We start from the raw sequence: 25,697 nt of genomic DNA, 5'->3' as shown, positions 1-25,697 counted from the left end.
ATGGCTGGATTGCAGGACATAACGATTCGCACTGCTGCACGACTCGGAATGGACTCCACCGTCGTGCAGTCTTATGTCGATGCCCTTCTCGAAATCATCAGTGAAGCCCGTCAGCACGATGAGGATGTGGAGCTGATGACCTTTGGGACACTGCTGCGGTCGGCCGGGGAAGAGCGCTTCCGTGCCCATACCTCCCTCCTTCCACCTGATGAGGAGGAATTGTGAAGCGTGATGAACTGACAGCGCGACTCGCGACCAGGCTCGGCATCCCGGAGCACAGCGCACAGGTATTTCTGCATGCCTTCTTCGATGCGGCAAAATCTGCCCTTCGTACCGGCGATCCGCTTCGCCTCGACGGAATCGGGGAATGGACACCGGTGCTGCAGGACAATGGCACGCTGCAGAATGTGAAATACGAAGCGGTACATCCCGTACTCATTCACGCACACGCATCCGTCAATGAACAGGAACTCGAATTCATTCCAGCCGCATCGCTTGAAAACGTGCAGCACGGTGGTGCGCATGAAATGATCGATGTTGCAGCCGTCGTTGATGAAGTGCAGAGCTTATTTAGCCCCCGAATGGAATACGAGGGCGAGAGCGAGTTCGAGGGCGAGAGCGAATTCGAGGGCGAAATCGAAATCGAGAGCGAAGGCGAATTCGAGAGCGAAGGCGAAATCGAGAGCGAAGGCGAATTCGAGAGCGAAATCGAAATCGAGGGCGAAGGCGAAATCGAGAGCGAAGGCGAATTCGAGAGCGAAATCGAAATCGAGAGCGCTTGTCCCGGCGTAGTTCCGGAGGGACGAAGCCGGAAGGGCGAGGCTGAAGAGGAGGATAACGAGGTTTTTTACAGGAACCGGGATCAGCTCTATCATCCTCCGAAGGAGCGAAGCAGGCGGCCACTTGTGGTGGTTGCGCTGGTGCTGACGGTGATCATGCTGGTGATTGTATTCAGCATGTTTTTCGGTGAGGAGGAGCGCCCGGTGGTTCCGGGCAGCGGCAGCGGACAGGCGTGGAGTGAAGAGCGCCTCCCCTGCGCATAGATGAAACGCAGAACACAGAAACAGTATTCATTATAGCGGAGACTTCGATGACTGTATTCGATCTCTTTCTCAAAGGCGGCATTATCATGTGGATCATCCTGGCCGCATCGCTGCTCGGCGTGACGCTGATCGTGCAGAAGCTGATTACGCTCTCACGTGTCAAAGTCGACGGCGGAAAATTCATCCTTCAGATTCGCTCCGTAATGAGCAAGGGTGACATGGCCGCGGCACTGACGATGTGCAGTGAAGCCACTTCACCACTGTCGAACATCCTGCGGGCGGGACTGCTGAAAATGAAAGGCACGCATCAGGATGTGAAGGATGCCGTGGAAGCCGCTGCGCGCATGGAGGTGTTCAAACTGGAGCGGGGACTCGGCCTGCTGGCTTCCATTGCCGGCATCACGCCGCTGCTGGGTTTCCTCGGCACGGTGACGGGTATGATTTCCGCCTTCCGGGTCATCGAGGTCAACGAAGGTGTGGTCAATCCCCAGCTGCTGGCAAGCGGCATCTGGGAAGCGCTGTTGACCACCGCGTTCGGACTCATCGTCGGCATCCCTGCCTACTTCATGTACAACTACCTTGTCAATCGCGTGAGCCACTTCGTTGCGGAAACCGAGAGCAGCTGCAACGACTTCCTTGACATCGCGCAGAGTGAGCAGCGCAAGGCGCTCGCAGCCGCGAAGAAGGCACAGGCGGCCCGTCAGCAGGCACGGAGCAGCCAGTCATGAAAATCCATCTCAATCAGGACAACAAGCCGCTGAGTATTTTCAGCTACTCATCGCTGACGGATATCGTCCTGCTGCTTCTCATTTTCTTCCTTCTCACCTCTTCCTTCATCATCACGGAAGGGATCAAGGTGACCCTCCCGGAAGCAAAGAATTCCACCGCATCTGAGCAGGAACAGATCGTGGTCGCATTGCTCAATGATGGACGCCTCTTTTTGAACAACGAGGAAATTGCTCCCGAACAGTTTCGGGGTGCACTGGAAGAGAAGCTGAAGGATCCCGAAAAACAGGTCATCGTGCTCTCGAGTGACCGCGACGTTCCCCTTGACCGCGCCGTGTTCGTGATGGACGAAGCGAAAGGCATCGGCGCAACACGATTTTTTATTTCCACCAGGATGAAAGAAGATCATGACACTCAACAGTGATGATGTCAAAGGATTCGGCGTTTCTCTCGTCCTTCACATCCTGCTCATGCTGATCATGGTGTTCTGGGCAGCTTTCCCGAATATCAGCAGGCTCCCGGAAGAAATCGAGCTGACCTTCGTCACCCCGGTTCGTCTGCCGACACCACCGCCACGGCTGGAATCGCGTCCCAGAGTCCAGACCACAACCACGGCGCAGCGTTCGTCTTCACCCCGCCGGAGCGGAACGACAAGCATCGAGCAGTCTGCCGCCCGGCAGGCACCGAGTACGGAATCCACGGCAAGGGATCGCGGCGCGCAGCGTGCCGCCCCGTCAACGCCGGCTGCTCCGCGAGAACTGCGTGGGACCGAGGACGCGGTGGATTTCATGGATTACGGCGGAGGAAAACAGGACCGCAGTACGTCGATGCACACCGGTGATTTCACCCGCCAGGAATCACGTGAACAGGGGTTGAGCACATCGGTACAGTCTTCTGACAATGTCAGCGGCGCGGGCACCGGCGATCATTCCGCCATCACCTCCGACCCTGGCTCGCTCAGCGCAACCCCCCACAGCTCCGCAGATATCCGGTGGGACGGCGGTGTATCGCGGAACCGTATCAGCGGTGTGCTTCCCGATTTCCCTCCGGGAGCGACGCGCGAGGTGCAGGTTGCTGTGCGCTTCCGTGTGCGACCCGACGGCAGCATGTACGGCATGACCGTCATACAGAAGGGCGACCCCCGCTACGAACGCGCCGCGCTCGCCGCGATGCGCACATGGAAATTCAACGTCCTTCCCGAAAGCAGCAAACAGGCCGACCAGGTCGGCACGGCGGTATTCAGTTTCAAACTCAAATAGGTGAAACGAAACGTTTCCTTCCCCATGAGCCCCTGTCCCTCCCGGTGACAGGGGTTGTTTTTTCCACCCTACAGCTCTCTCCACGTTCGATACATCGGGAAATACACGAGCAGCCGCTGCGGCCTCGCATCGAATGCGCGCAATATTTCTCCGTACCGCTGCAACTGCGCGCGATGCATGCGCAATTGTGCGTCAAGGAAACCCTCGAGGTCTGCCCCCTCGTGCACCGCGGATTTGAAATCCACAATCCAGCGCGTCCCCTCTTCATCCACAAAAGTCCTGTCGATGATCACACGCTCGTTTCTCCCCGCATGATGCACCGTAAGCGCCCACTCACTCCGCGCCTCCGGATGCGCTGCGAGCAGCCATCGACCCATCTCTTCCCCGGTTACCGCCTGCACCGCGTCGATGACAGCACGTGTCAAACCTGTGCCCGCACTGCCGCCATGCTCAAGGACGCGCGTCACCGTTGATACTTGTTCGTCGGTACTTTTCTCTTCCCACGCGGCGAGACCGTGCGCACCGATCCACGCAAGAACACGATGCACCGCAGTTCCCCGCAGTCTCGCCTCTTCGCCCGCATGCCAGGGCAGTTCACTTGTTTCAGGGTGGGACACGTCTTCCACATCGATGGATGCGCGTACAGGCAGCGGAGGCGGCAGTGCCGGAGGTTCCCATCCATCACGCAGGCGACGCAGTCGAATCTCAGGACGGGATATCACATCCTCCTCCTGTGCGGAGGTAAGCCAGGCTGCACTCTGCCGCTGCGCCTCATCCTCGACCGCTGGCCATATCGCGGAAAGGAAGGAATTGCGAGCAGGTTTCTGCAACACAAACCCCTGCTGGTCATCCTCCTTCATGCGCAGTGTGGCGGACAGGTACAGACGCCTGCGGGCACGGGTGACGGCAACGTACAACAGCCGCTGGTACTCATGCTCTTCCTTTTCCGCCAGACGACGCTGCACATACGCATAGGTTGCTTCCTTTTCGGTACCGCGTTCCCGCAACGGAGCGATGATGAAGCCACTTCCCTTCGCACCCGGATCGTCCATCCAGATCATCAGGCGCTCCTCACGAACAGGCGGCGTCCCGTCGAGACGGGGAATGATCACATGATCGAACTGCAATCCCTTTGCCCGATGAATGGTCATCACCTGCAGCCTCAGGGCATCCCCCTGATCCGGCGGTGCAAAAAGCTTTTCGATTCCTTCATGGAGTTCTCGAAGATTGTCGAGATTCGCTCCGGGCACCAGCATCTCGAGCATATCGAAATATGACGCCACAGCATCGAAGCCCTGCGCATCTACGCATGCTGGTCCGCCGAGTCCGATCCAGCAGCGTTCCACAAGGAGCCGCAGGGGACGGCGACCCGCTTCACCCATGGCCTCATCCAACACCGGCATGATGCGACGCAGCCGAATCCCCGCATCCTCCGAGTACTCCTCTTTCACTATCGCATCGTGTATGGCATCGAGTACCGTTCGCTCTCCACGCAACGCAGTGAGCGCGTGAAGGTCGGAAAGCTGCAATCCGCAAAACGGCGCACGCAGCACGGCCAGCCAGGCAGTGCTGTCTGCCATATGCAGCAAGGCACGTGTCAGTGCGAGAATGTCCTGCACCGCAGGATGCGCGCCCAGAGCCTCGATATCCACGGCCTGGAAGGCAATGCCCGCCTCGCGAAGCGCGGGAATGACATACGCGAGATGTGATCGACTGCGGACAAGTATTGCTGTTTCTTCGGCAGTAACTTCGCTGCGCCCATGTCCGAGTTCACGCAGCAGGGAAACAATACCTGCAGCTTCATCCGCACGATCACCACTGTAGACTGGCATGAAGCGCACTGCCTCGCCGTTCTCGGGCTTTGCGGGGGCGGAGGGCACATACGTCACAGCGCCTGAGGCCGGATCACTGCGCGCAGGCATGACCTGTGCGAACACCTCGTTCACCCACTGCACGATACCCGCCTGCGAGCGGAAATTCCTGTACAGCCGCAGCGTTCGCAGTGGAACCGACCCGATACGTGCATCTTCCCAGATACTGAGAAACAGGCCGACTTCAGCTTCCCGGAAGCGATAAATCGATTGCATCGGATCACCGACAAGGAACAGCGAATGCCCATCGTCCGGCATCCAGCCGGTGGTAAGCAGGCTGAGCAGCCGGTACTGTCCGGCAGACGTATCCTGGAATTCGTCTACAAGAATATGCTGAATGCGATATTCGAGCATCATGGCGAGATCCGTCGGATCGAGCTCGCTGCCCAGGGCGCGCAACGCGGATGCCGCGACTTCCGCATGATCAACCATGCCACGCTGCGTGAACAGAGACTGCAGTTCGCCGACGCAATAGCGCAGCACTTCGAGTATCGATGAGAGAATGTCCCACTGCGCATCGGTAAAACGCGGTGAGGGCAGACGCCTGATATCCTGCAGCAGAGCGATGCATTCATCCTGTCCTTCCAACCGTCCGACAAGCGCCAGCATGCGCGGCTTTTCTGTATCGTCCCGTTCAAAGCCCAGGGTGCGATTGATGCCCCGCGGACTCCGCAATGTGTCGCTTCCAGTCAACAGCAGTTGCGCCGCTGCCTGCCAGGAGGCAAGCGATTCCGGTGTTTCATTGAGTTCAGTGGGTCCGCTCAGAAATCCCGCCATCGCGCCGGCGTTCCTGTCCTCTCTCGCCTCAAGCTGCCGCGCGGCATGCTGTCCGAGTGCGGCAATTTCCCGGCGCTCCTCCTCCGGAAGCAGGGCGCATAGCTTTTGCAGCTGTGCCGTCACAATGCTGGTCAGCGACCGTTCAATGATGCTCCGTGCTTCCCGGGGAATTTCCACCTCCTCACTGACGAGATCCATCCACTGCTCCCGGATCGCAAGCATCTGTGCGAGCAGCGACTCTATCGTCCCATACCTGTTATCGAGATGTTCGAGCAGACGCGTGATGTGCGCACGTCGTTCGACATCGTGCACATCGTCGAGCATGCTGCGCCGCACGGCCTCGCGGTACAGTTCCATCGCGTCGTCTGCGATCGCCGGTACTCCTCCCATGCCGGAGAGCCAGGGCATCTGCCGCACGATCCAGCCATTGAGTGCGTCGATTGTCATGATACGCAGACGCGAGGGTTGATCCCGCAGGTGCCATTTTCGTTCCGCATCCCTCGCGAGCACACGTTCGGCCAGCGTACGTGTGACTGCGGCATGTCCCTCCACTTCCGCGCCCGACTCGGCCTCTGCCAGCGCCAGCATGATGCGCACGCGCATTTCTGCCGATGCCTTGCGCGTGAATGTGATGGCAATGATTTCTTCCGGCGCGTCGACGGCGGCAAGAAGGACGAGGAAGCGCTGTATCAGAAGCTCGGTTTTTCCCGATCCCGCCGGCGCCTGTACGATGCAGGAATACCCCGGCTCCAGCGCTTCACTCCTGGCTTCGATGTCACGCTGCTCGAGATTGTGCTGCAGTTCTTCCGCTGCATGCTGCGATGAAAGGGAGTTCGAATCAGACATCGGCACCCTCCTTGCGCAGTTCCTGTACGCGGCAAAAAGCGTGCAGCGGACAGTAGGTACAGGTCGTTGCACCATTGGCGGGATTCACTGCGGCGCTCCCTTCGTAAAACCCCGTGGCCAGGTCCGTCAGCACCTCGCGCCACGCATCACGCAGCTGCTGCCAGTCGGCAGCGTCCTCCCCGCGCTTTTCGAGAAAGTTCTCCACATCCTGCAGCTGCGGCATTATGGAGGTATCGCGGGTGAGTCCGGTAAACCTGCAGCTGCCTCTCCGCAGTTCCGCAAATGTGACGCCGGAGTAATCACCATCGTCGGTAAGGGTGTACAGGGGCAGCTGTGGTTGACGGGGACGGGAGGAAAGCCAGTCGCCCGCATCCTGCCTTCCCGTTTTGTAATCGATGAGCAGCAGACTGCCATCCTGCAGTCTGTCAATCCGATCGATGCGCAGGCGCAGGGCAAGAGGTCCGACCGCGGCCGTTCGTTCTTCCTCTACCGCGGCGACGGTAAACTGGGAACGCTCGCGTTCAACGCGCAGCCATTCCAACGCAATCTGACGCAGACAGCTGCGCTCGGCTTGACGCACATGCGCTGCATATTGCGCACTGCGGAGGGACGACGCCGCGCGCTCACTCTCCTCAATGGCACGATCAACGCGTGTGAGCAAATCTTCGTCCGAAAGCAGCATCAGCGCAGCATGTCCCTCGAGCGATTGCCACACGCGCTCCATCACGCCGTGCAACAGCGTGCCGCGGTCGAGGGGACGCACACCGGCTTCCGCAATTTCCGCTTCCTCTGTATGCAGGCGCAGTTCGGCGAAAGCACGGAAATGACAGGCAGACTGCAGTGTCAGCACGCGCACGCCGCCGTGCACATGCTCCTGTGCGCTTATGGCGGGAATGCTTTCTGCGGGACGCTCTTCCATTGCAGAATTATGCACTTTCTGCATATTTCTTGCGTAGCTCCAGGGCTGAACAGAAAGGTCGCGGATCGTGCGATGCCGCAGCAGCGGTGAGGGCAACAGTTCCCTGTCTCCCTCTCCTCGACTGCAGCTGACAACGAGATCGTCTGCAATATGCTCAACCCTGCGCGTGACGACACGCATCTGCTCGAGATAGCGTTCGGGTACCCCATCCGTGATACGCAGCTGACGCTGCAACCGTATGGGATGAAACGGGTGCGGCCGCGCAGGGGGCGGCCAGAGCTCTTCGTTCATCCCCACCACACGGGCGTGCGCAAAGTGCAATCCCGCCGTTTCCAGCATGCCCATGACCTGCACCGGTGCATGCCCGCTTTCCGGTTGAAATACCCGTTCCGTGAGCATGCGCCGGAAACGCGCCAGCATTTCGGTGACGGCCATCGGTGGGAGCACGGCATCAAAGGAAAGCAATTCTTCCACGAGTCGCTCCCAGCGACGCAGCGCCTGGAATTCCCTGCTTGAAAGCGTTCGATCTCCCGGCCAGCCCAGCGCGCGCAGCAATGCATCGATGCGTGCCGCCCAGTCGCGAGATGAGACGCTGCCAGAAGGTGTTTCCAGCAGCCACAGGGCTTCAGCGAGGTTGTCTTCTTCAGCATCGTCGCGCAGCACCTGCCTCAGATCGCTATGTGTCAACGTGTCCACACCCAGGCGCCGGAAATCCAGTTCACGGCGTGCGCGCAGGGAGCGATGCGTCGCAGCACCGTGGAAAAATGGACTGCGCAGAACGGCGCACACAGCATCGACAGAAATTCGTGGACGCAGCAGCTCCAGTCCCTGCATCGCCGCGGCCATGATGGGTTCATGCGCGCAACGCGTACCCAGCGAAAGTTCGAAGAAGCTGCGTTGCTCGTCCACATCCTCCTGGCTGCGTGATGGCAGCAGGACGTCCCGAAATACGCGTTCGACAAGGGGACGCACACGATCAAGGGATGGGAACACAACAGCAATATCATTTTCCCCGGCTTCAAGCAGTTGCCTGCACCACAACGCCGCGGCGTATACCTCCTGCTCGAGGTTCTCATATCGTTCGATGTCGCCGCTCCGCTGCTCCGGCACTGCGGCGGCAGCGGGCAGACTACTGCGGTGACGCCGATAGAGCGCGAAGAACGCGCGCTGCGAAGCATCGGGGAGTAAATCGAATCCGGCGAGCAGCAGGCGCTCCGGAAGCAGATCCGGAAACGCGCGGAAGAGATCGAGCGCAATGCGCGGCAATGCCGATTGCGGCAGCAGTCCCTCCTCCTTCCATATCTGTCGTACCGCCGCACGCACCTGCATATATGCTGCGCTCGCTTCGCTATGATACCGCTGGAGGTCTCCTTCGCGCATGAGCCAGCGATGCTCGACCGCATGCGCCTCCATCATCATGGAGGCAAGTGTCTCGGTCTGCAGCACCTGTTTTTCCACATCCGCTCGTGCGATCGCCATCTCCCAGGTCAGCGTTTCCTGCGCCGCGCTTAACAATCGTCTCCCGGAAAAAGCTGCTTCCTGTCCGACCGGTGACCCCTCTGCGACCGGTGACCCCTCTGCGAAGGGAAGGTGCTGCCCGAAAAGCGCCTGTTCTTCGACAGCCGAGGCGAGCCAGGATGGAAACGGAACGACATCGGGTGACGCCCATACCGTGCGTCCCTCACGCAGCATATGCGCGTCAAATCGTTGCCGAATCTCCCTTGCCAGGCGCTGGGTAGATGTGCACACCGTTCCCCCGGAAGAAAGCAGATCCATCATCAGTGCATCCGTTATTTCCACTCCGCTCCTGTTCATGCCCCCTCAACCCATGACCGGACCATCTGACACTGCTGCTCGGTTTGCGGGGATGGCATGTCGAGCATGGGATCGTACTCTCGCAGGCGGGAGATTTCTGTCAGGGCAGCCTCACCGGTGGCGATACCGTGGCGCGCGAGCCAGCAGCCCACGACAGTACCGGTGCGTCCCACTCCCCCGAGGCAGTGCAGATACAGAATATCATCGCATGCAAGTACTTCGTCGATATGATCGAGAATTGCCTTCATGTGCTGGACGGAGGGGATCTGCATGTCGATGACAGGGAAACGGTGCATGACCGGAGGGTTTCCAGGCAATTCTTCCAGTAGATCGCCATACGGGCGTATGCTTCCCCCGCGCCAGTGCATCTCATCCTCTTCCATGAGGTTGACGATGGATGTCACACCGAGATCGACAATCGTGCGAAGTTTTTGTCGTGCGACCTCAATATCCCCGTGTCCCGGATAGTTTCCGGCGAGAAAACCCTCAGCGACTTCATAAGCGCGCAGAAGGGGCAGAAGCAATCGTCCCATATCAGCCCATCCAACTTATTCTGAATTCAGCGCAACCGCAAACCCCAATCTTCACGATTCAGGGCGATCAGCGGCTGTTCAGCGACCAGTCCCACGGCATGTAGCGGATTTCCGCCTCATGCGCAGCAAACCATTGCGCATCGTCCTGCGGCAGATAGCGCAGTGCCAGCTGACGCAGCGACCCGTACACTGTCGTAAAATCCTTTCGAAACCAGCGAAAAATCATGGACAGATACAACACGCCTTCCTCTCTGTCGAGGCGCACCGATGCCGTATCGGCAAAATAACGTCGTGCCTGGCGGCGGAGCTGTTCCCGGACATCTCCGGCAGCGTATGCGTGGCGGGTGAGGCGGGGCGAACTCTTCGCCGCGGAACAGGTGGCGAAATGTGACAGCACCGGGGCGAGGGGACGCAGGATGGCATCCTCGATCTCGCGAAGCGAACGCATACGTCCGCCGAAAAGAAACCGCTGCTCATCAAAGAAATTCGGCACATCCATCACTGAAGCCAGCGGCCAGTGGCGAATGACGTTGAGAATAACAAAGGCGTTGTAGGCATTGAGTGCGGTGGCCAGCTGCGCATCTTCTCCAAGCTGCTCAAGCTGCACGCTGCCGAGTTCAGCCACATAGCGTTCGAACGCAGGAACGCGAAACCCCTCATAACGGACGTTTCCCTGCGCATCGACAAGCAATCCACAGAGCATGTCGAAGTCCGTGTGATCAGGCGCACCGCTTCGATCACTGACGCTGTCCCAGCCCCCACTCTCCTGCGCGAGCGATACCGCTGGCTGCAGCAGAGGAATGACGAAAGCAGACAAAAGAAAAATCAGGTGAACAGGGATGCGCCTGCGATGCACTACTTCCTCCTGGTCGGGGCGACGGACAGGAAGACCCCGGTGGAGAACTGCAGGGCGGATGGCATGTTCTGCGCACCCGAGAGTGACGAAACCGACGCAAGCACGCCAAAACTGTCGGTCACCCACAGGGAGAGTTCGGGGCCGAAGCGAAGGAAACGCCGGTTGTTGCTCCCGAATCCGTAGCGGCCGCCAGAAAATGCCGGGTCGCCATTTTCCTGCGATTCGAGGTAGCGCACGCGGAACAGCACTTCGAGAAACGACCATGGGTGATACTGCAGTTCACCCTCGTACATGATCTCGTCGCTGTAGCCGTCATTGCGGAAATGGTACCCGCCCTGCACGACCACGTGCGCGTGCAGCTCTGCGAACTCATGACCATATCCCAGCATCACTGCCTGATCATATTCGTCGTCTCCCGACCACAGTCCCGCCTCACTGGCGGTTTCCCCGATGGGAATGCCGAAGATACCGGAGAGCAAAATGACATCGTGATCTCCAGGCCAGATGCCGATACGAAGGCCCAGCTCGATATCACCGGGAGCCTCCACCCGCTGCACGGGGGAATCGACATTTTCCTGCACGAGCAGTGTGCGGTACGCGGGCAGACTCACAATACCGGTGACGAAGCGGGAATAGCCATACTCGCTGTAAAATTTCCATGTGCTTTCTTCAAGGCGCTGCAACGGGAGTTCTTCGCCCGTCAGATTGTGATAACCATTGCCCTGAAATCCCTGCAGTCCCAGCCGCATATAGGTGTACCCACCGTCCTGCGGCCACAGCTGAGCCATCGCGGCCGGTGCTGCAAAAAGCATAACGACCGCCAATACGAAAGGAAAAATGAAACGCTTCATACGTGTGAATTGAACTTCGGAGGGTGAAGAATGTGTCAATACATGCATAGGCAAAGATCCTTTGCTTGGGGAGGGCCTAAAAAAGATACTATTTTCTTCAAAAGAAACATAGACTTGTTTCTCTGCGATGATTTGCACTCCTCCGCCCTGACCGCTACATTCCCTCTGTCTACCCCGTCGTATTCGCATCGCAGCCAGATACCACCACAGAGCGATGCCGTTCGTCCCCATGTGGGACCCGCCCTTTTACACATTGTCGAGGTTCCGATGAAAGCACTGAAAATTCTTCTCATCGCCATTATTGGTATTCTGGGACTGCTGCTGGTTATCGCGGCGTTTCTGCCGTCGGAATACAGGGTCGAACGCAGCGTCGTCATAAATGCACAACCGGCAACCGTGTTCGAGTATGTTGCGAACTTTGAGCATTGGGATAAATGGAGTCCCTGGCAGGAGCAGGATCCCCAGGCGGATTTCAGCTACTCCGATCCGGGTCGCGGCGCTGGAGCGGTATTGAGCTGGGACGGCAAGGTGATCGGGGCAGGGACGCTGACATTTACCGACGTACAGGCTCCGAGGGAAATACAAAGTCGTGTGGATTTCACCGCCCCGTATGAAATGACATCATACGACACCTGGATGTTCGAGCCCGAAGAAGGCGGGACGAAGCTTACGTGGACGGACGAAGGCACTCTCGGTTGGCCTCTCGAACGGTGGTTCGGACTCTTCATAGATCAGCAGCTCGGTCCCCAGTTCGAACATGGACTCACGACGCTGAAAGGCATTGTCGAGTCCAAGCCCTCAGAAGATCTGCCACCTGCGCCTCCTTCCGATCACATGGAGATGGACAACGCTCCTCCGGCGCCGTCCACCGGCGAAGGGACCATGTGATCCCTGAGTGCTCGCACGCATAAACCGTTTTTTCGGTCAGTACACCAGCAGCAGGGTATTCCATGGCACAGATCATTTATACGGACAGTCATGCAGCAGGACTCCTCGCGCGTGTAATACTCGGATGCGCCATCCTTCCGCATGGGCTGCAGAAAACACTCGGCATGTTCGGGGGGAAAGGTCTGATCGCTTCACTCGATGCTCTCGAGAGTATTGGCATCCCGCCAGTTTTCGGCGTGCTGGTCATCGCCTCTGAATCCATCGGTGCCCTGCTGCTCATTTTCGGGGTGTTCAGCCGCTTCATGGCGGGCTCCATCATGATCACCATGCTGGGAGCCGTCCTGCTCAAGCATATCGATTTCGGTTTCTTCATGAACTGGTCGGGCATGCAGGAAGGCGAAGGCTGGGAATACCACCTGCTGGCGATGGGACTCGGACTCATCGTTCTCGTCATGGGCAGCGGTTCGCTGTCATTCGATCGCTGGCTGACACGCAGATACTGGGCCTGATCCCGAAATCGTACCGCACCTTTTTTACCCGGCTGTCGCGCGTTCACTGCCGTGGTATTGATGTACGATTTCCCTTCCACTTCCCCCACCTCATGAAACCCTTTCCCCTGTTTCCGTTGTTCTCTTTTTCTGTGCCGCAGCCCCGGCATAATCACAATCCTGTTATCGCATTGCGAGAGTTTCGCGCATGAACAAAAAGCTCTTTTACATCCTCCCCGTCGTCATCCTGGCCGCGGGCTTTCTCATCATGCAGCTGCTTGCCGGCATGAAGGAAGAACCCGCACGCCGGAACGCACAGAAGCCCCCGAAATCCGTGAGCGCGCGTGTCATTCACATGACGCAGACCCCGACCAGCATTGTCGCGCTCGGGAAGCTGACGTCTTCCGAGCCCGTGCAGCTTGTCAGTGAAGTCGGCGGCGTGCTGCAGAAAGGTGATGTTGCGTTCAAACCCGGTGCCCGTTTCAGCCGCGGAGACGTGCTTCTGCGCATCGACGACAGGCAGGTCGCGCTGACGCTCAACAGCACGAAAAGCGACTTTCTCAATGCTCTTGCCGGTGTGCTCCCGGAAATCAAGGTGGATTATCCGGAACACTACAATGTCTGGCAGTCGTACTTCGATTCCTGCGGTTTCGATGCGTCGCTCGGCGAACTCCCTGAGGCACAGAACAGGAAAATCAAGCTGCTGCTGACCCGATTCAACGTATACAAGCTTTACTATGCGGCGCGAAACCAGGAAATCACTCTCGAAAAGCACACGATCATCGCCCCCTTCGATGGCGCGATCGTAAGCACTGCCCTGCGCGTGGGATCTACTGCCCGAGCGGGTTCCGTGCTCGGAGAGGTCATCAGTCTCAGCGACCTCGAACTCGAAGTGCCCGTACCGGCTTCCGATATTCCCTGGATTGATCGCACGCGCCCGGTTTCACTCACGGCGAAAGAGAGCACAGGGACCTGGAAGGGACGCATCACGCGCATCGGAAGCGCGGTGGATCAGCGCACACAGACCATCCCGGTGTACGTTTCCGTTGAGGCCGCTGGTGCGGCGTTGTTTGAAGGGATGTTCATGGAAGCGAATATTCCGGGACGCGATGTCGAAGTGGGAACGGAGATTCCCCGACGCGCACTGTATGAAGAGCGCTACGTCTATATCGTCGACAACGGGGCACTGCATATGCGAGACGTGCATATCGTACGCCGGAATCCGGAGCATGTCGTCATCGATGAAGGCCTGTCCGACGGTGACACCCTCGTAACAGAATTGCTGCAGGGAGTTTCCCCGGGTATGCCCGCCAGCGCCCGCCTCACCGCCTCCGAAGAGGAGAGCGAATGAAGAACATCATAGCGTTTTTCGTCCGCTACAAAGTGTGGACGAATGTCCTTCTCTTCAGTACGCTGCTGTTCGGACTGCTGTTTTTCCTCAACATGAAATACAGCTTCTTCCCTGAAACGCGGCCCGATTTCATCAACGTGCAGGTTGCCTATCCCGGCGCATCTCCTGAGGAAGTCGAGGAAGGTGTCGTCCTCAAAATCGAAGAGTCGATTGACGGACTCGAGGGCATCGAGCGGGTCACCTCAGTATCCCGTGAAAATTTTGGTACAGTGACGGTGGAAATCACTGCGGAAGCGGACATGGATAACGTGCTCCGCGATGTAAAGAACTCCGTCGACCGCATCAACTCCTTCCCCATCGGCAGTGAAAAGCCGGTGATCTTCGAGCAGAAATTCCGCAGCCGCGCACTGAGTATCGTACTCTACGGCAAAACCGACCTCTACAATCTCAAGTATTACGGCGAGCGCATGCGCGACGAGCTGCTCGCCACACCGGAAATCTCGCAGGTCGCCATTGAAGGCGTCCCGCGCCTGGAATTTTCTCTGGAAGTTTCGGAAGCGGATCTGCGCCGCTACAATCTCAGCTTCAGTGAAGTCGCCGCGGCCGTCGGAGCGGAAAACATCAATCTTTCAGGCGGAAAGATCGATACGAAAGACGAGGAAATTCTCATTCGTGCCAATGCGCGTGAATATTTCGCCCGCGAACTGGCGAATCTCGTTGTACGCGGCAACGACGACGGCACCATTATCTACCTGAAGGATGTCGCCCAACTGAAAGAACGCTGGGAGGATGTGCCCGACAAATCGTATTTCAACGATCGTACCGCAGTGGTCATCAACATCGACAAGACACGGGAAGAAGACATTCTCGCCGTCGCCGAGGCCGCGAAAAACATTGTCAGCGAATTCAATGCCGAGCACCGTGAAGTGCAGGCGGAAGTGCTCGACGACAATACGGTTTCTCTCCGCCAGCGACTGTCCCTGCTGATCAACAATGGTCTTATCGGACTCCTGCTGGTAATCATTTCTCTCGGTTTCTTCCTCAACCTGCGTCTCTCCTTCTGGGTCTCCGTCGGTATTCCCTTCTCCTTCGGCGGCATGTTCATCATTGCCGGACTCGCGGGCATCACCATCAATGTCATTTCCCTGTTCGGTATGATTGTCGTCGTCGGTATCCTTGTCGATGACGCTATCGTGGTCGGAGAAAACATTTACGCGCACTATGAGCGGGGCAAACCCGCGCTCAAAGCCGCAATTGATGGCACCATCGAAATGGTCGGTCCCGTCACGACATCCATCGCCACAACCATTGTCGCCTTTCTGCCTTTCTTTTTCCTCGATGGTTTCCTCGGAAAATTTATCTGGCATATGGCGCTTGTGGTCATTGCCACACTCGGGTTCTCCCTGCTCGAAGCCTTCACCATTCTGCCGGCACATCTTGCGCATTCGAAGGGACTGCATCCACATACGCAGGACAATCCCATACGGCAGCGTATCGACGGCTTCATCACCTGGCTGACCAACGATGTGTATGGACGCAGTCTGCATTTCGCATTGCGGCACAAATGGCTGACTGTTGTCACCCCTGTGGCTGCTGTCATGATCACACTGGGATTGCTGCGGGGCGGACTCATCGGCGTCACCTTTTTCCCCTTTATCGACGGTGACACGCTGCCGGTGAATCTCACGCTCGTGGCGGGACGGCAGGAAGCCGATACAGACTCACTGCTCCGTCACATCGAGCAGAAAGCCCTGATTCTCAACGATTCCCTCAAAGCGGAGCGTCCCGACGGCAAAGACGTCGTCATCGGAGTCAAGCGCGACATCGGCAGCAATGATTTCGGAGAGCAGGGCAGCCACACCGGGCGCCTCACCCTGCTGCTGCTTCCCGGCGAAGAGCGCAATATGGACACACCGTTGATCGCGAACAGGCTGCGTGACATGGTGGGTGCCATTCCGGAAGCGCAGAAGCTCACCTATGGCCGTATTGGCTTTTTCGGGAAACCGGTTTCCGTCAGTCTGCTCGGCAATAATCTCGACCAGCTCACCAAAGCGCGCGATCTGCTTGTGGCGCAGCTCGAGGACTTTCCTTCGCTCAAGGATGTTACCGACAGCGAACAGGAGGGCCGGCGGGAAATCGACATTCGTCTCAAACCACGCGCCTACGCACTCGGACTCACACTCCGCGACATCGCCTCCCAGGTACGCCAGGGCTTTTTCGGTCAGGAGGTTCAGCGCATTCAACGTGGACGTGATGAAATCCGCGTATGGGTTCGCTATACAGAAGAAGACCGCTCAGCGCTCGGTTTCATAGACAGAATGCGTATACGCACGCCGGATGGTGCCGAGTATCCGTTCAGCGAACTGGCGGAATATGATATCGCACGCGGTATCATTTCCATCAATCGCCTCGAAAATCAGCGGGAAATCAAGGTTGAAGCCAATTTGACGGATTTTGAAGCCGACCTCCCCCCGATTCTTGACGATATACGCGACAACGTGCTTCCCGGCGTCCTCGCACAGGTCAGCGGCGTTCGCGCTTCCTTCGAAGGACAGTCACGCAATCAGGAAAAGACCATGCGCTCGATGCGCACGGCATTTTCCGTCGCCATGATCGTAATGTTCATCCTCGTCATCCTGGTCTTCCGTTCCTATGCCCAGGCAGCAATCGTCTTCGGTATCATTCCCCTCGGCATACTCGGTTCGGTCTGGGGACACGGGATACACGGCATACAGCTGAATACGCTTTCCATTTATGGAATCATAGCCCTTGCCGGTATCATCATCAACGACAGCATCGTCTTCGTCGATCAGATCAACCGCAATCTTCGTGACGGGATGAAAATACTGGATGCCGTTCATACTGCGGGCGTATCGCGTCTGCGTCCCATTCTGCTGACGACGCTTACCACCTCTCTCGGACTCGCACCGCTCATCCTGGAAACCAGCCGACAGGCACAGTTCCTTATTCCCATGGCTGTTTCCGTCGCGTACGGACTCGCCTTCGGCACTTTTATCCTGCTGATGGTGCTGCCATCGAGTTTCCTCATCCTCAACAAATTCCGCGTCCTCTTCGCTCGGCATATTCTGCGCAAGAGCGATGTCACTCCTGAAGCCGTGGAGCCCGCATTGCAAGAAATCGTCTACGCATCGAAACAGGAGGACGTACGATGACCCTCCGCATTCTCCTCACTCTTCTGCTCGCTGTGCCGACCCTGCGCGCACAGAATCTGCTGACGCTCGAAGACGCCGTGGCAGTGGGACTCGAGAACAACTACAGTATCCGCATCGCCCGTAACGATGCGGAAATTGCGGAAAACAACACGATGCGTGGCAGTGCGGGTTTTTTACCCACACTCGACGCTGTTGGAAACTGGTCGCTCGCCCGCAGTGAACAGGAAACCAATTCTCCCTTCAGTTTCGGGAATTCCAATACGCGCAACGCCGCGGCACAGCTCGAACTGAACTGGACACTGTTTGACGGTTTCCGAATGTTCGCCGAGAACAACCGCTACAATGAACTCGCGCGACTTGGCGAGGCGCGCAGCCGCGGCAACATCGAGAATACCGTTGTCTCCATCGTCGCCTCCTACATGTCCGTCGTGCAGCAGGCACGCATCCTCGATGCCCTGCGCCATGTACTCGGCATTTCCCGGACGCGCTTTGAAAAGGAGAAGGTTCGCAATGAACTGGGCGGCTCAGCCATGGACTTTCTCAACGCCCGCATCGCATACAACAGCGACTCAAGTGCCGTACTGGAGCAGGAACTTCAGCTGCTGATCGCACAGCAGGACCTCAACATCCTTCTCGGACGCGACCCGGACACCCCCTTCGACGTTCAGCGTGAAATCACTTTACCTGATCTTCCCTCCAACCGTGAAGAACTGCTCGCGCGCGCACGGCGACGCAACGCAGAACTGCGCATCAGTCAGCAGAACCTCCGCGTTGCTGAATCTTCCGTCACCAGCGCACGGTCTACCTTCTTCCCGCGGCTGAACCTCTTCGCCAATTACGGGTATTCGGACAGGCTGACGGGAACCGATGACAGCGAACGCTTCAGCGGGGATATCAGCACGCAGAGTACCGATGCCACGGTGGGACTCTCGCTTTCGTTTAATCTGTTCAATGGTTTCCGCAACAGCACCGACATGGAAAATGCCGTTCTCGCACGCCGCAGTGCGGAAGCAGCACTCGATGAGGCGCGTCTGCGTCTCGACGCTCGAATATCACGGCAATTGCGCAGCCTCGACATCCGCATGCAGGCGCTGGAGCTGGAAACCAGCAGTCTCGAATCCGCCGAAGACGGACTTGCGCTGCAAATCGAACGCTACGACAGTGGCTCGGCGACCTCGCTAGAATTTCGCGATGCACAGCTGCAATATGTCAGAGCTGAAACAGCATATATCGTCGCCCTCTTCCAGGCACGCATTGCCGCACTCGAACTGCAGCGATTGACGGGAGATCTACAGCTTTGAAAGGGACAAATCACAGGCTTCAGACGGGGCACACATCCTTCCCGGTCTCCCATTTCCCCTGCGGGTAAAACGGGAGAAATCCCTATATTATTACCACAATCCCCGGTACATGATGTATTTGCTGCATGATGCTTCCGGGTGAACTATCCGTGACGCATCTCGAGGCCCGTATGAAGAAAGCCATCCTTTGCGTGGACGACGAACCCATCGTACTCAACAGTCTCCGCACGCAGCTCAAGCACCACTTCGGTGACCGTTACGCGTATGAAATCGCGGAAAATGCGGAAGACGCCTGGGAGGTTATCGAGGAACTCGTCGACGACGGTGTCGAGATACTTCTTATCGTCTCTGACTGGTTGATGCCCGGTGTCAAAGGCGACGAATTTCTCATCGATGTGCACCGCAGGCATCCCGCCATCATTACGTTCATGCTCACGGGACAGGCGGACGATTCCGCCGTCGAAAACGCGCGAAAATACGCAGCACTCAAGGCATGCTTTCACAAGCCCTGGAAAGAAGATGACCTGATCACCAGTATCCGGACAAGCCTGGAGTCCGGCGCATGAGCAAACCCGTTCTCATGTGTGTCGATGATGAAGAGATGATCCTCCGCAGTCTGAAGGATCAGTTGCGCGAGCATTTCAGCGGGGATTTCAGTATTGAAATCATGGAAAGCGGCGAGGAGGCTATGGAACTGGCGCAGGACCTGCTTGGCCAGTCCGTTGAGATCCCCGTCATCATCTGCGATCAGATCATGCCGGGTATCAAGGGAAACGAACTCCTTCGTCAGCTGCACGGACTCTCCCCGAAAACCTTCAACATCCTCCTGACCGGACAGGCTGACGCCGGCGCGGTCGGTGACGCCGTCAATCATGCGAATCTCTATCGCTACATTCCCAAACCCTGGGAAGAAACAGACCTCGTCCTGACCATAAAGGAGGCCTTGCGCAGCTATTACCAGGACAAGAAACTCGAGGAACAGAACCGCGTTCTCAAGGAAATGAATGAGAACCTCGAGCAGCTGGTGACTGAGCGCACGACAGAGGTCGTCAGGCAGAAGGAAGAAATTCAGACACAGATGCTCAGCATCGAAAAGCAGCGCAAGGATTTGCAGGTTCGCAACGAATTCATCCGCAACGTATTCGGCCGGTATGTATCGGATGAAGTGATGGACACCGTGCTGCGGGATCCCGAGGGACTGCAGATCGGCGGTGCCAAGCGGGATATTTCCGTGCTAATGTCGGATCTGCGCGGGTTTACGGTGCTAACTGAGCATCTGCCTCCTGAAGACGTCGTGCGCATCCTCAATCGCTATCTCGAGCGGATGGTGGAAGTCATCGCCGAATTCAGCGGCATTGTGATCGAATTTCTCGGCGACGGTATCATGGTGATTTTCGGTGCGCCGAAACCGCTGGCGAATCATGCCGAACATGCCATCGCCTGTGCACTCTCCATGCAGACGGCGATGCACGACATCAACGCTGCGCATCACAGCGAAGGCATGCCCCCGCTGGAGATGGGTATCGGCATCAGTTCAGGCGAAGTCGTCGTCGGCAATATCGGTTCCGAGAAGCGCACGAAATACGGCGTCATCGGAAATGCCGCGAACCTCGCCGCGCGTATTGAAGCACTGTCAACCGGACAGCAGGTGCTGATTTCTTCAGATACACTGGATCGCTGCCATGCCTCCGTCGATATCGTCAAGGAGTTTGAAGTCTCGGTCAAGGGTGTCGATCACCCGTTACGCATTTGTGAAGTACAGAGCATACGCGACGGCTTCGACGTCGAGTTCATTCCGAGCTGGGAGGAGATGCGCGAGGTGTCAAAAGAGGTGATTGTCGAGCTATCAATACTCGACGGCAAATCAGTGTCCGACACCGTATTGCATATGCCTCTGCTTGCCGTCTCGGTGCAGCAGGCCCGCCTGCGAGACAATGGTGCGTTGCAAATCCGCGCCGACGTGCGTCTGCATGCCATGATCATTGACGGCGAGCGCATCGCACTTGAATCCTACGGAAAAGTCACGGCGCGCAGCGGTGACACACTCGTGCTGCGCTTTACATCCATGTTCATGGCCGACAAGGAGGAATATTACTCCACCCTGCTTGGCCTCCCGTACAATCCCCGGTAATACATGCTCCGCCTCACCCGGAAATATATGTTCATTGCAGCATGCTGCGTTCCTCTGTTCGCTGAGGCGCTGTCTGCACAGGTGCAGCCCGGGGAAACCACGATTTTCGGCTCGCTGCAGACTGTGTTCTTCAACCAGAAGGCCAATATGAGTTTTGGCCGCGTGCAGCCCTGGGGCAGCACCGAGTATCACGAAGAGCGCAGCAGTTTCGCCGTGCAGCAGCTCGACGTCTTCCTGCGCAAGCCCATCGGAGAGGAATTCAGCATTTTCGTGGATCTTGAATACCAGCTCAATTACTCTTCCGACAAGCGCTGGGGTGCACTGAGTCTGCAGGAAGCCTGGCTCAACTATACACCCTCCGAGATGATCGGACTCAAAGCGGGCATGCTCTATCCGGCATTCAACAACCTGAATGAAATAAAGAACCGCCTGGCCCTGCTTCCCTACGTCTTTCGTCCCGGCGCTTACGAACGCCTGCTCAGCGACCTTTTCATGGCGGAGGACTATCTCCCTGAGCACGCCTTCGTTCAGCTCTCCGGCGCCATACCGCATGGGGACGTATTCTGGGATTACGCAGCCTATGTTGGGAATGCGGAAGCCTCATACATTTCTCGAAGAGACGAAAACGGAGACATCGTCAACGATCTCGATCAGAATTTCGAGTTTCTCAGTGGTGTGGATCCCACGCAGACAGACAAGAAAATGTTTGGCGGACGCCTTGGCATACGTGCCCGGAACGAGAATTTCAAGGCCGGGGTCTCGCTGACGCATGACTATGACAATCTCCGCGACACCACACAGTACCCGAAGATTTACGAGGGACTGCGCACGCCACTCAAAGGGGATGCAGAACGTTTTCGACTTGGCGCAGATCTGTCGGGAAGCATCGGCCCCGTCCGTTTTGAGTCCGAGTTCATTCGAGTGCTCTACAGCTATGACCCCGCTGAGCGCATGGACGTTGAGTTCGACCTGCTGTTCTATTACAGCATGCTCGGGTATCAGTTCACCGACCGGCTCTTCCTCTACGGCACCTATCAAGGCGGCCGAGAGGTATTCGGAGCCGAAGCAGAAAACCGGACCATTACTGCAGGAGCAGCCTTCCAGATCAATCCTGCGGTGACTGCGAAGGCACAGTACATCCATTACAGACAGGAAGTTGAACATCAGTCTCATATCGACAGGATCGCATTGCGATTTGTGTTTCTCGGATTGACAATCGTATTATGACACGTTCATGAAATCATTGCGCATCATATTTCCACTCATCATCCTGGTGATGCTGAGCACCGGCGAACTGCGATCACAAACCGTGGTCATCGCCAACAGCTCGGTGCAATCGACGAAGCTCAGCATTGAGGATCTGATGGATATTTACACGCTGAACAAAACCCACTGGGATGACGGGTCGCGTGTTTCCGTGTACTATGTCAAGGATGGCAAGGCGAAAGAAGATTTCCTGTCCTATCTCGACATGTCTGAAGACAATCTCAAGCGCATCTGGCTGCGGAAACAGTTCACCGGCAAGGCTCCGCCTCCGAATGCCATGGAAAGCGAGGAAGAGCTGATCGAAGAAGTGGCGAAAACGAAAGGGGCCATCGGTTTCGCATCTGAACGTGCCGTGCGCGGGAAAAAGAAAATCCGCATTGTCGCAAGGGTGAAGAAGTAAATGCGCCGCAGTGGTCTCCATATCGACACTCCAGAGGATATGCAGCTGTGCCGCTCCATCAATCCGATGCCGCTTCCGCTGAAACTGATGCCGCTCTCGCTGATACTGTGGTCCCTCCTTTTCCTTTCGCTGCTCACGGTCCGCGTTCATGCGCAGGATGACCTCCAACTCTTCGGTTCCATGCAGACGGTGTTTTTTCATCAGGACGGGCAGCGCGAATCCATCGTTCCGGGCTTCGCGGAGCCCATCAAATACGCTGAATCACGCAGCAGCTTCATGCTGCAGCAGCTCGATCTCTTCATGCGGAAGGAACTGGGCGAAAACTTCACCGCCTTCGTCGACCTGGAATTCCAGCTCAATTATTCGTCAGACAAGAACTGGGGCAGCATGAGTCTTCAGGAAGCGTGGATGAATTATCACATCGATGACGCCCTGAGTATCAAGACAGGACTGCTGTATCCCGCATTCAACCGGCTGAACGAGATAAAGAACCGGCTCGCCCTGCTGCCGTATATCTTTCGTCCCCTCATCTATGAACGCCTGCTATCCGAGCAGTTCTATGCGGAAGATTTCATCCCGGAGCACGCGTTCGTCCAGATCTATGGCGCTGTTCCTTTCGGTAATTTTTTTGGTGATTATGCGGTCTACACTGGTAACGCTGAAGCATCGTACATCTCCCGGCGCACGCCAGACGGCGATATTCATGCGGATGTGAACCGCGATTTTGAATTTCTGACGGGTGTGGATCCGACAAATTTCAATCTCAAGCTGCTTGGCGGACGCATCGGACTCCGATCGCGCGATGAGAATATCAACCTCGGCGTTTCGCTGACGCACGATTACAACAATCTTCGCGACAGCCTGCGTTATCCCGATCATATTCTCTCACAGTCGGTGCACGAGCAGCTTGGTGATGATGCTCCGCGGTATCGCCTCGGCGCTGATCTCTTCCTGCGACATGGCCCCTTCTCGCTTGAAACGGAGATGATCAAGGTGTTCTATGACACCGACGATGCCGATCTGCCGAACTTCACCATAGAACAGGCCTTTCTGCACGGTATGCTCGGGTATGATGTCACCTCTGATCTGATGACCTATGTCTCCGTGCAGTACGGAGACTACAGTTTCGGTGTCGACTCGGACTACTACGTGTACAGCGTCGGCGGCGCATACAGAATCAACGACGCGATCACGGCGAAGCTTCAGCTCGTGCAGTACGACGAAGCGCTCGATTATCTGGTCAACGATGGCGCGGACCAGTACAAACACGACCTTGCGCTGCGGTTCGTTTTCCTCGGCTGCAGCATTCTTCTCTAGATATTTCCCTATCGATCCGGCATGAACGCATGGTGAAGAAGACACGGAAGCGATTCTCGGTACGGCAGAAAATTCAGCTGCCGATTATCCTCTTTATCGCCCTGCTCTCCCTTTTCATGTTCGCCTACTTCCCGACCGAGCATGAAGAGGCTCTGCGCGACAGCTTTCACAACGAAGTGCAGTCCCTCGCACAAATGGTTGCCACCAGTGTGACTTTCGGACTCGCGAGCGAAGACTGGGCCGGAATGCGGCGCACGCTCGACATTGTCGTCCGCGCCCCGGGCGTGCGTTTTGCCGCACTGGTCGACAGACAGGGACGCACGTTTGCCGCACACAAGGAAGATTTCGAATACACTCCGGCATATGAACAGACGGACTCCCTTGTCGTCGCCTTCTACCCGGTGGAGACGGATCTATTTTCCGGCTCCGCCGTCATTGGCGCAAGCACGGATTTCATCTCCGACCGTGTGCACAAGCTCGGTGCCATCACCTTCTGGGTATCGATGATCACCCTGCTTCTCGGCACGCTGTTCGGCATGTGGCAGGCGAATCTCATTGTACGTCCCCTCTCTCTGCTCAGACTCGCTGCCATCAAAGTGGGACACGGCGATCTTGATACGGCAGTGTACCGCTACACCAACGATGAGATTGGCGACCTGGCTACGGAGTTCGGGAAAATGATCGCAAATGTGCGCAGTGCGCAGCAGCATGCGCAGGAAGTCAATACCGAACTACAGTCCAAAAACCGTCTGCTTGAGGCAGAACGGCGTCAGCTGGCGCGCACACTCGAACATCTGAAGGCAACACAGGCGCAGTTGGTGCAGTCCGAAAAAATGGCGGCGCTGGGACAACTGATCGCCGGCATCGCGCATGAGATCAACACTCCCCTTGGCGCCATTCGGGCATCGATCTCGAATATCGACAAGGCGCTCGAACACACGCTGCGTGACCTCCCCGCCCTGCTGGCTTCACTTGAGGAGGAAGTGCAGGAGCAGTTTTTCTCCATGGTACGACACAGCCTCTCCCTCAAAACCTCGCTCTCGGCACGTGAGGAAAGAAAAAAGCGGCGCGCTCTGCAAACCGAACTCGAGAACGACTCCTATGAATTTGCAGCCGAAATTGCAGACAACCTGTCTGAAATGGGCATATTCAGGGGATGGGACATCTTTGATGATGTGCTGCGTCATGAGCGTGTGCGTGAAATCCTGACACTGGCATCCAGGCTCAGTATGCAGCAGCGCAACAGCCAGAATATTGAGCTTGCCGTTGAACGTGCCAGCAAAATTGTCTTCGCACTCAAGAATTTTTCGCATCACGACAAAAGCGGCGAAATGTCACATGCGGATATCGTCGAGGGTATAGAGACCGTGCTCACACTCTACCACAACCAGCTCAAGCATGGTGTGGAGGTGACACGCCATTTCGAGTCCGTTCCAGCAATACGCTGCTACCCGGATGAGCTCAACCAGGTGTGGACCAATCTCATCCACAATGCCATCCAGGCCATGGAATACGAGGGACAGCTCGAAGTTTCCGTACGCACCGTCGGCCAGGGAATCGAAGTCGCGATCACAGACGATGGCAGTGGCATTCCGGAAGACATTCAGGCGAAAATCTTTGAACCGTTCTTTACCACAAAGGAAGCCGGGGAGGGATCAGGACTCGGACTCGATATCGTGCGCCGCATCGTCGACAAGCATCACGGAAACATTCGTGTCGAGAGTAAGCCGGGAAAGACCACCTTTACAGTACTCCTCCCTCTCCATCCGGAACTTGAGGCTTCTGCTTCCGGGGACGCGGCGACCGGAGCGGCAGGAAGCGGACACAAGGGAAGCGATGATCCTGCCGGCAGGCAATCCGACAGCGGTGAGTCGAAAGTAAGCTGA

21 protein-coding genes are annotated in these 25,697 nt (G+C 57.1%); 16 read left to right on the top strand and 5 right to left on the bottom strand.

The annotated features are described in order from the left end of the window. From KQI65_05050 to KQI65_05030, 5 genes are read left to right on the top strand one after another with little or no spacing between them, the layout of a single operon-like run. Nucleotides 1-225, top strand: a complete 225-nt coding sequence (locus tag KQI65_05050) for a hypothetical protein (GenBank protein MCB2204096.1) — start codon at nt 1-3, stop codon at nt 223-225. Beyond that, nucleotides 222-1,043: an HU family DNA-binding protein gene (locus tag KQI65_05045; GenBank protein MCB2204095.1), complete on the top strand. Its 822-nt coding sequence runs from the start codon at nt 222-224 to the stop codon at nt 1,041-1,043. The genes KQI65_05050 and KQI65_05045 overlap by 4 nt, the downstream gene beginning before the upstream one ends. Nucleotides 1,044-1,090: 47 nt before the next feature. Next, nucleotides 1,091-1,771, top strand: coding sequence for a MotA/TolQ/ExbB proton channel family protein (locus tag KQI65_05040; GenBank protein MCB2204094.1), 681 nt, complete (start codon nt 1,091-1,093; stop codon nt 1,769-1,771). Beyond that, nucleotides 1,768-2,193: a biopolymer transporter ExbD gene (locus KQI65_05035; protein MCB2204093.1), complete on the top strand. Its 426-nt coding sequence runs from the start codon at nt 1,768-1,770 to the stop codon at nt 2,191-2,193. The genes KQI65_05040 and KQI65_05035 overlap by 4 nt, the downstream gene beginning before the upstream one ends. Beyond that, nucleotides 2,177-3,028 carry an energy transducer TonB gene (locus KQI65_05030; GenBank protein MCB2204092.1) on the top strand — a complete coding sequence of 284 codons (852 nt, stop codon included), beginning with the start codon at nt 2,177-2,179 and terminating at the stop codon, nt 3,026-3,028. The genes KQI65_05035 and KQI65_05030 overlap by 17 nt, the downstream gene beginning before the upstream one ends. Nucleotides 3,029-3,096: 68 nt before the next feature. Here KQI65_05030 and KQI65_05025 read toward each other — a convergent pair whose 3' ends face one another. The 5 genes from KQI65_05025 to KQI65_05005 all read right to left on the bottom strand — a co-directional run bounded on the left by KQI65_05025 (nt 3,097) and on the right by KQI65_05005 (nt 11,457). Then, nucleotides 3,097-6,522 (bottom strand): UvrD-helicase domain-containing protein, encoded by a 3,426-nt coding sequence (locus KQI65_05025; GenBank protein MCB2204091.1) that lies wholly within the window; start codon nt 6,520-6,522, stop codon nt 3,097-3,099. Further along, complete coding sequence (locus KQI65_05020; protein MCB2204090.1) at nt 6,515-9,256, bottom strand: PD-(D/E)XK nuclease family protein; 2,742 nt, start codon at nt 9,254-9,256, stop codon at nt 6,515-6,517. The genes KQI65_05025 and KQI65_05020 overlap by 8 nt, the downstream gene beginning before the upstream one ends. Then, a complete protein-coding gene (locus tag KQI65_05015; GenBank protein ID MCB2204089.1) occupies nt 9,253-9,789 on the bottom strand; it encodes a hypothetical protein in 537 nt (178 codons plus the stop codon). The genes KQI65_05020 and KQI65_05015 overlap by 4 nt, the downstream gene beginning before the upstream one ends. 67 nt (nt 9,790-9,856) lie before the next feature. Next, nucleotides 9,857-10,645, bottom strand: coding sequence for a DUF547 domain-containing protein (locus KQI65_05010; protein MCB2204088.1), 789 nt, complete (start codon nt 10,643-10,645; stop codon nt 9,857-9,859). Next, a complete protein-coding gene (locus KQI65_05005) occupies nt 10,645-11,457 on the bottom strand; it encodes a hypothetical protein (GenBank protein ID MCB2204087.1) in 813 nt (270 codons plus the stop codon). Before KQI65_05005 ends, KQI65_05010 begins: the two co-directional genes overlap by 1 nt. 306 nt (nt 11,458-11,763) lie before the next feature. Here KQI65_05005 and KQI65_05000 point away from each other — a divergent pair, with 306 nt between their 5' ends. The 11 genes from KQI65_05000 (at nt 11,764) to KQI65_04950 (ending at nt 25,697) form a co-directional block, all read left to right on the top strand. Next, a complete protein-coding gene (locus KQI65_05000; protein MCB2204086.1) occupies nt 11,764-12,384 on the top strand; it encodes an SRPBCC family protein in 621 nt (206 codons plus the stop codon). A 62-nt stretch (nt 12,385-12,446) separates the two neighbouring features. Continuing rightward, nucleotides 12,447-12,893 (top strand): DoxX family protein, encoded by a 447-nt coding sequence (locus KQI65_04995; protein MCB2204085.1) that lies wholly within the window; start codon nt 12,447-12,449, stop codon nt 12,891-12,893. Nucleotides 12,894-13,080: 187 nt separating this feature from the next. Then, complete coding sequence (locus KQI65_04990) at nt 13,081-14,223, top strand: efflux RND transporter periplasmic adaptor subunit (protein ID MCB2204084.1); 1,143 nt, start codon at nt 13,081-13,083, stop codon at nt 14,221-14,223. Beyond that, nucleotides 14,220-17,396, top strand: a complete 3,177-nt coding sequence (locus KQI65_04985; GenBank protein ID MCB2204083.1) for an efflux RND transporter permease subunit — start codon at nt 14,220-14,222, stop codon at nt 17,394-17,396. Before KQI65_04990 ends, KQI65_04985 begins: the two co-directional genes overlap by 4 nt. Beyond that, entirely contained in the window at nt 17,393-18,697 is a 1,305-nt protein-coding gene (locus tag KQI65_04980) for a TolC family protein (protein MCB2204082.1), read from the top strand. The genes KQI65_04985 and KQI65_04980 overlap by 4 nt, the downstream gene beginning before the upstream one ends. A gap of 170 nt (nt 18,698-18,867) precedes the next feature. Beyond that, nucleotides 18,868-19,263 carry a response regulator gene (locus tag KQI65_04975; protein ID MCB2204081.1) on the top strand — a complete coding sequence of 132 codons (396 nt, stop codon included), beginning with the start codon at nt 18,868-18,870 and terminating at the stop codon, nt 19,261-19,263. Beyond that, nucleotides 19,260-20,828, top strand: a complete 1,569-nt coding sequence (locus KQI65_04970; protein ID MCB2204080.1) for a response regulator — start codon at nt 19,260-19,262, stop codon at nt 20,826-20,828. Before KQI65_04975 ends, KQI65_04970 begins: the two co-directional genes overlap by 4 nt. Nucleotides 20,829-20,855: 27 nt before the next feature. Beyond that, nucleotides 20,856-22,055, top strand: a complete 1,200-nt coding sequence (locus KQI65_04965) for a hypothetical protein (GenBank protein ID MCB2204079.1) — start codon at nt 20,856-20,858, stop codon at nt 22,053-22,055. 7 nt (nt 22,056-22,062) lie between these two features. Further along, nucleotides 22,063-22,494 (top strand): substrate-binding domain-containing protein, encoded by a 432-nt coding sequence (locus KQI65_04960; protein ID MCB2204078.1) that lies wholly within the window; start codon nt 22,063-22,065, stop codon nt 22,492-22,494. Further along, on the top strand, nt 22,495-23,811 hold the full coding sequence (locus tag KQI65_04955; GenBank protein MCB2204077.1) for a hypothetical protein: 1,317 nt from the start codon (nt 22,495-22,497) through the stop codon (nt 23,809-23,811). A gap of 29 nt (nt 23,812-23,840) precedes the next feature. After that, entirely contained in the window at nt 23,841-25,697 is a 1,857-nt protein-coding gene (locus KQI65_04950) for a HAMP domain-containing protein (protein ID MCB2204076.1), read from the top strand.

The sequence above is a fragment of the bacterium genome, assembly GCA_020444325.1.
In the GTDB taxonomy this organism is placed as follows: Bacteria; Bacteroidota; Ignavibacteria; order SZUA-365; family SZUA-365; genus BM516.
This window is presented reverse-complemented; position numbering and strand designations above follow the sequence as displayed.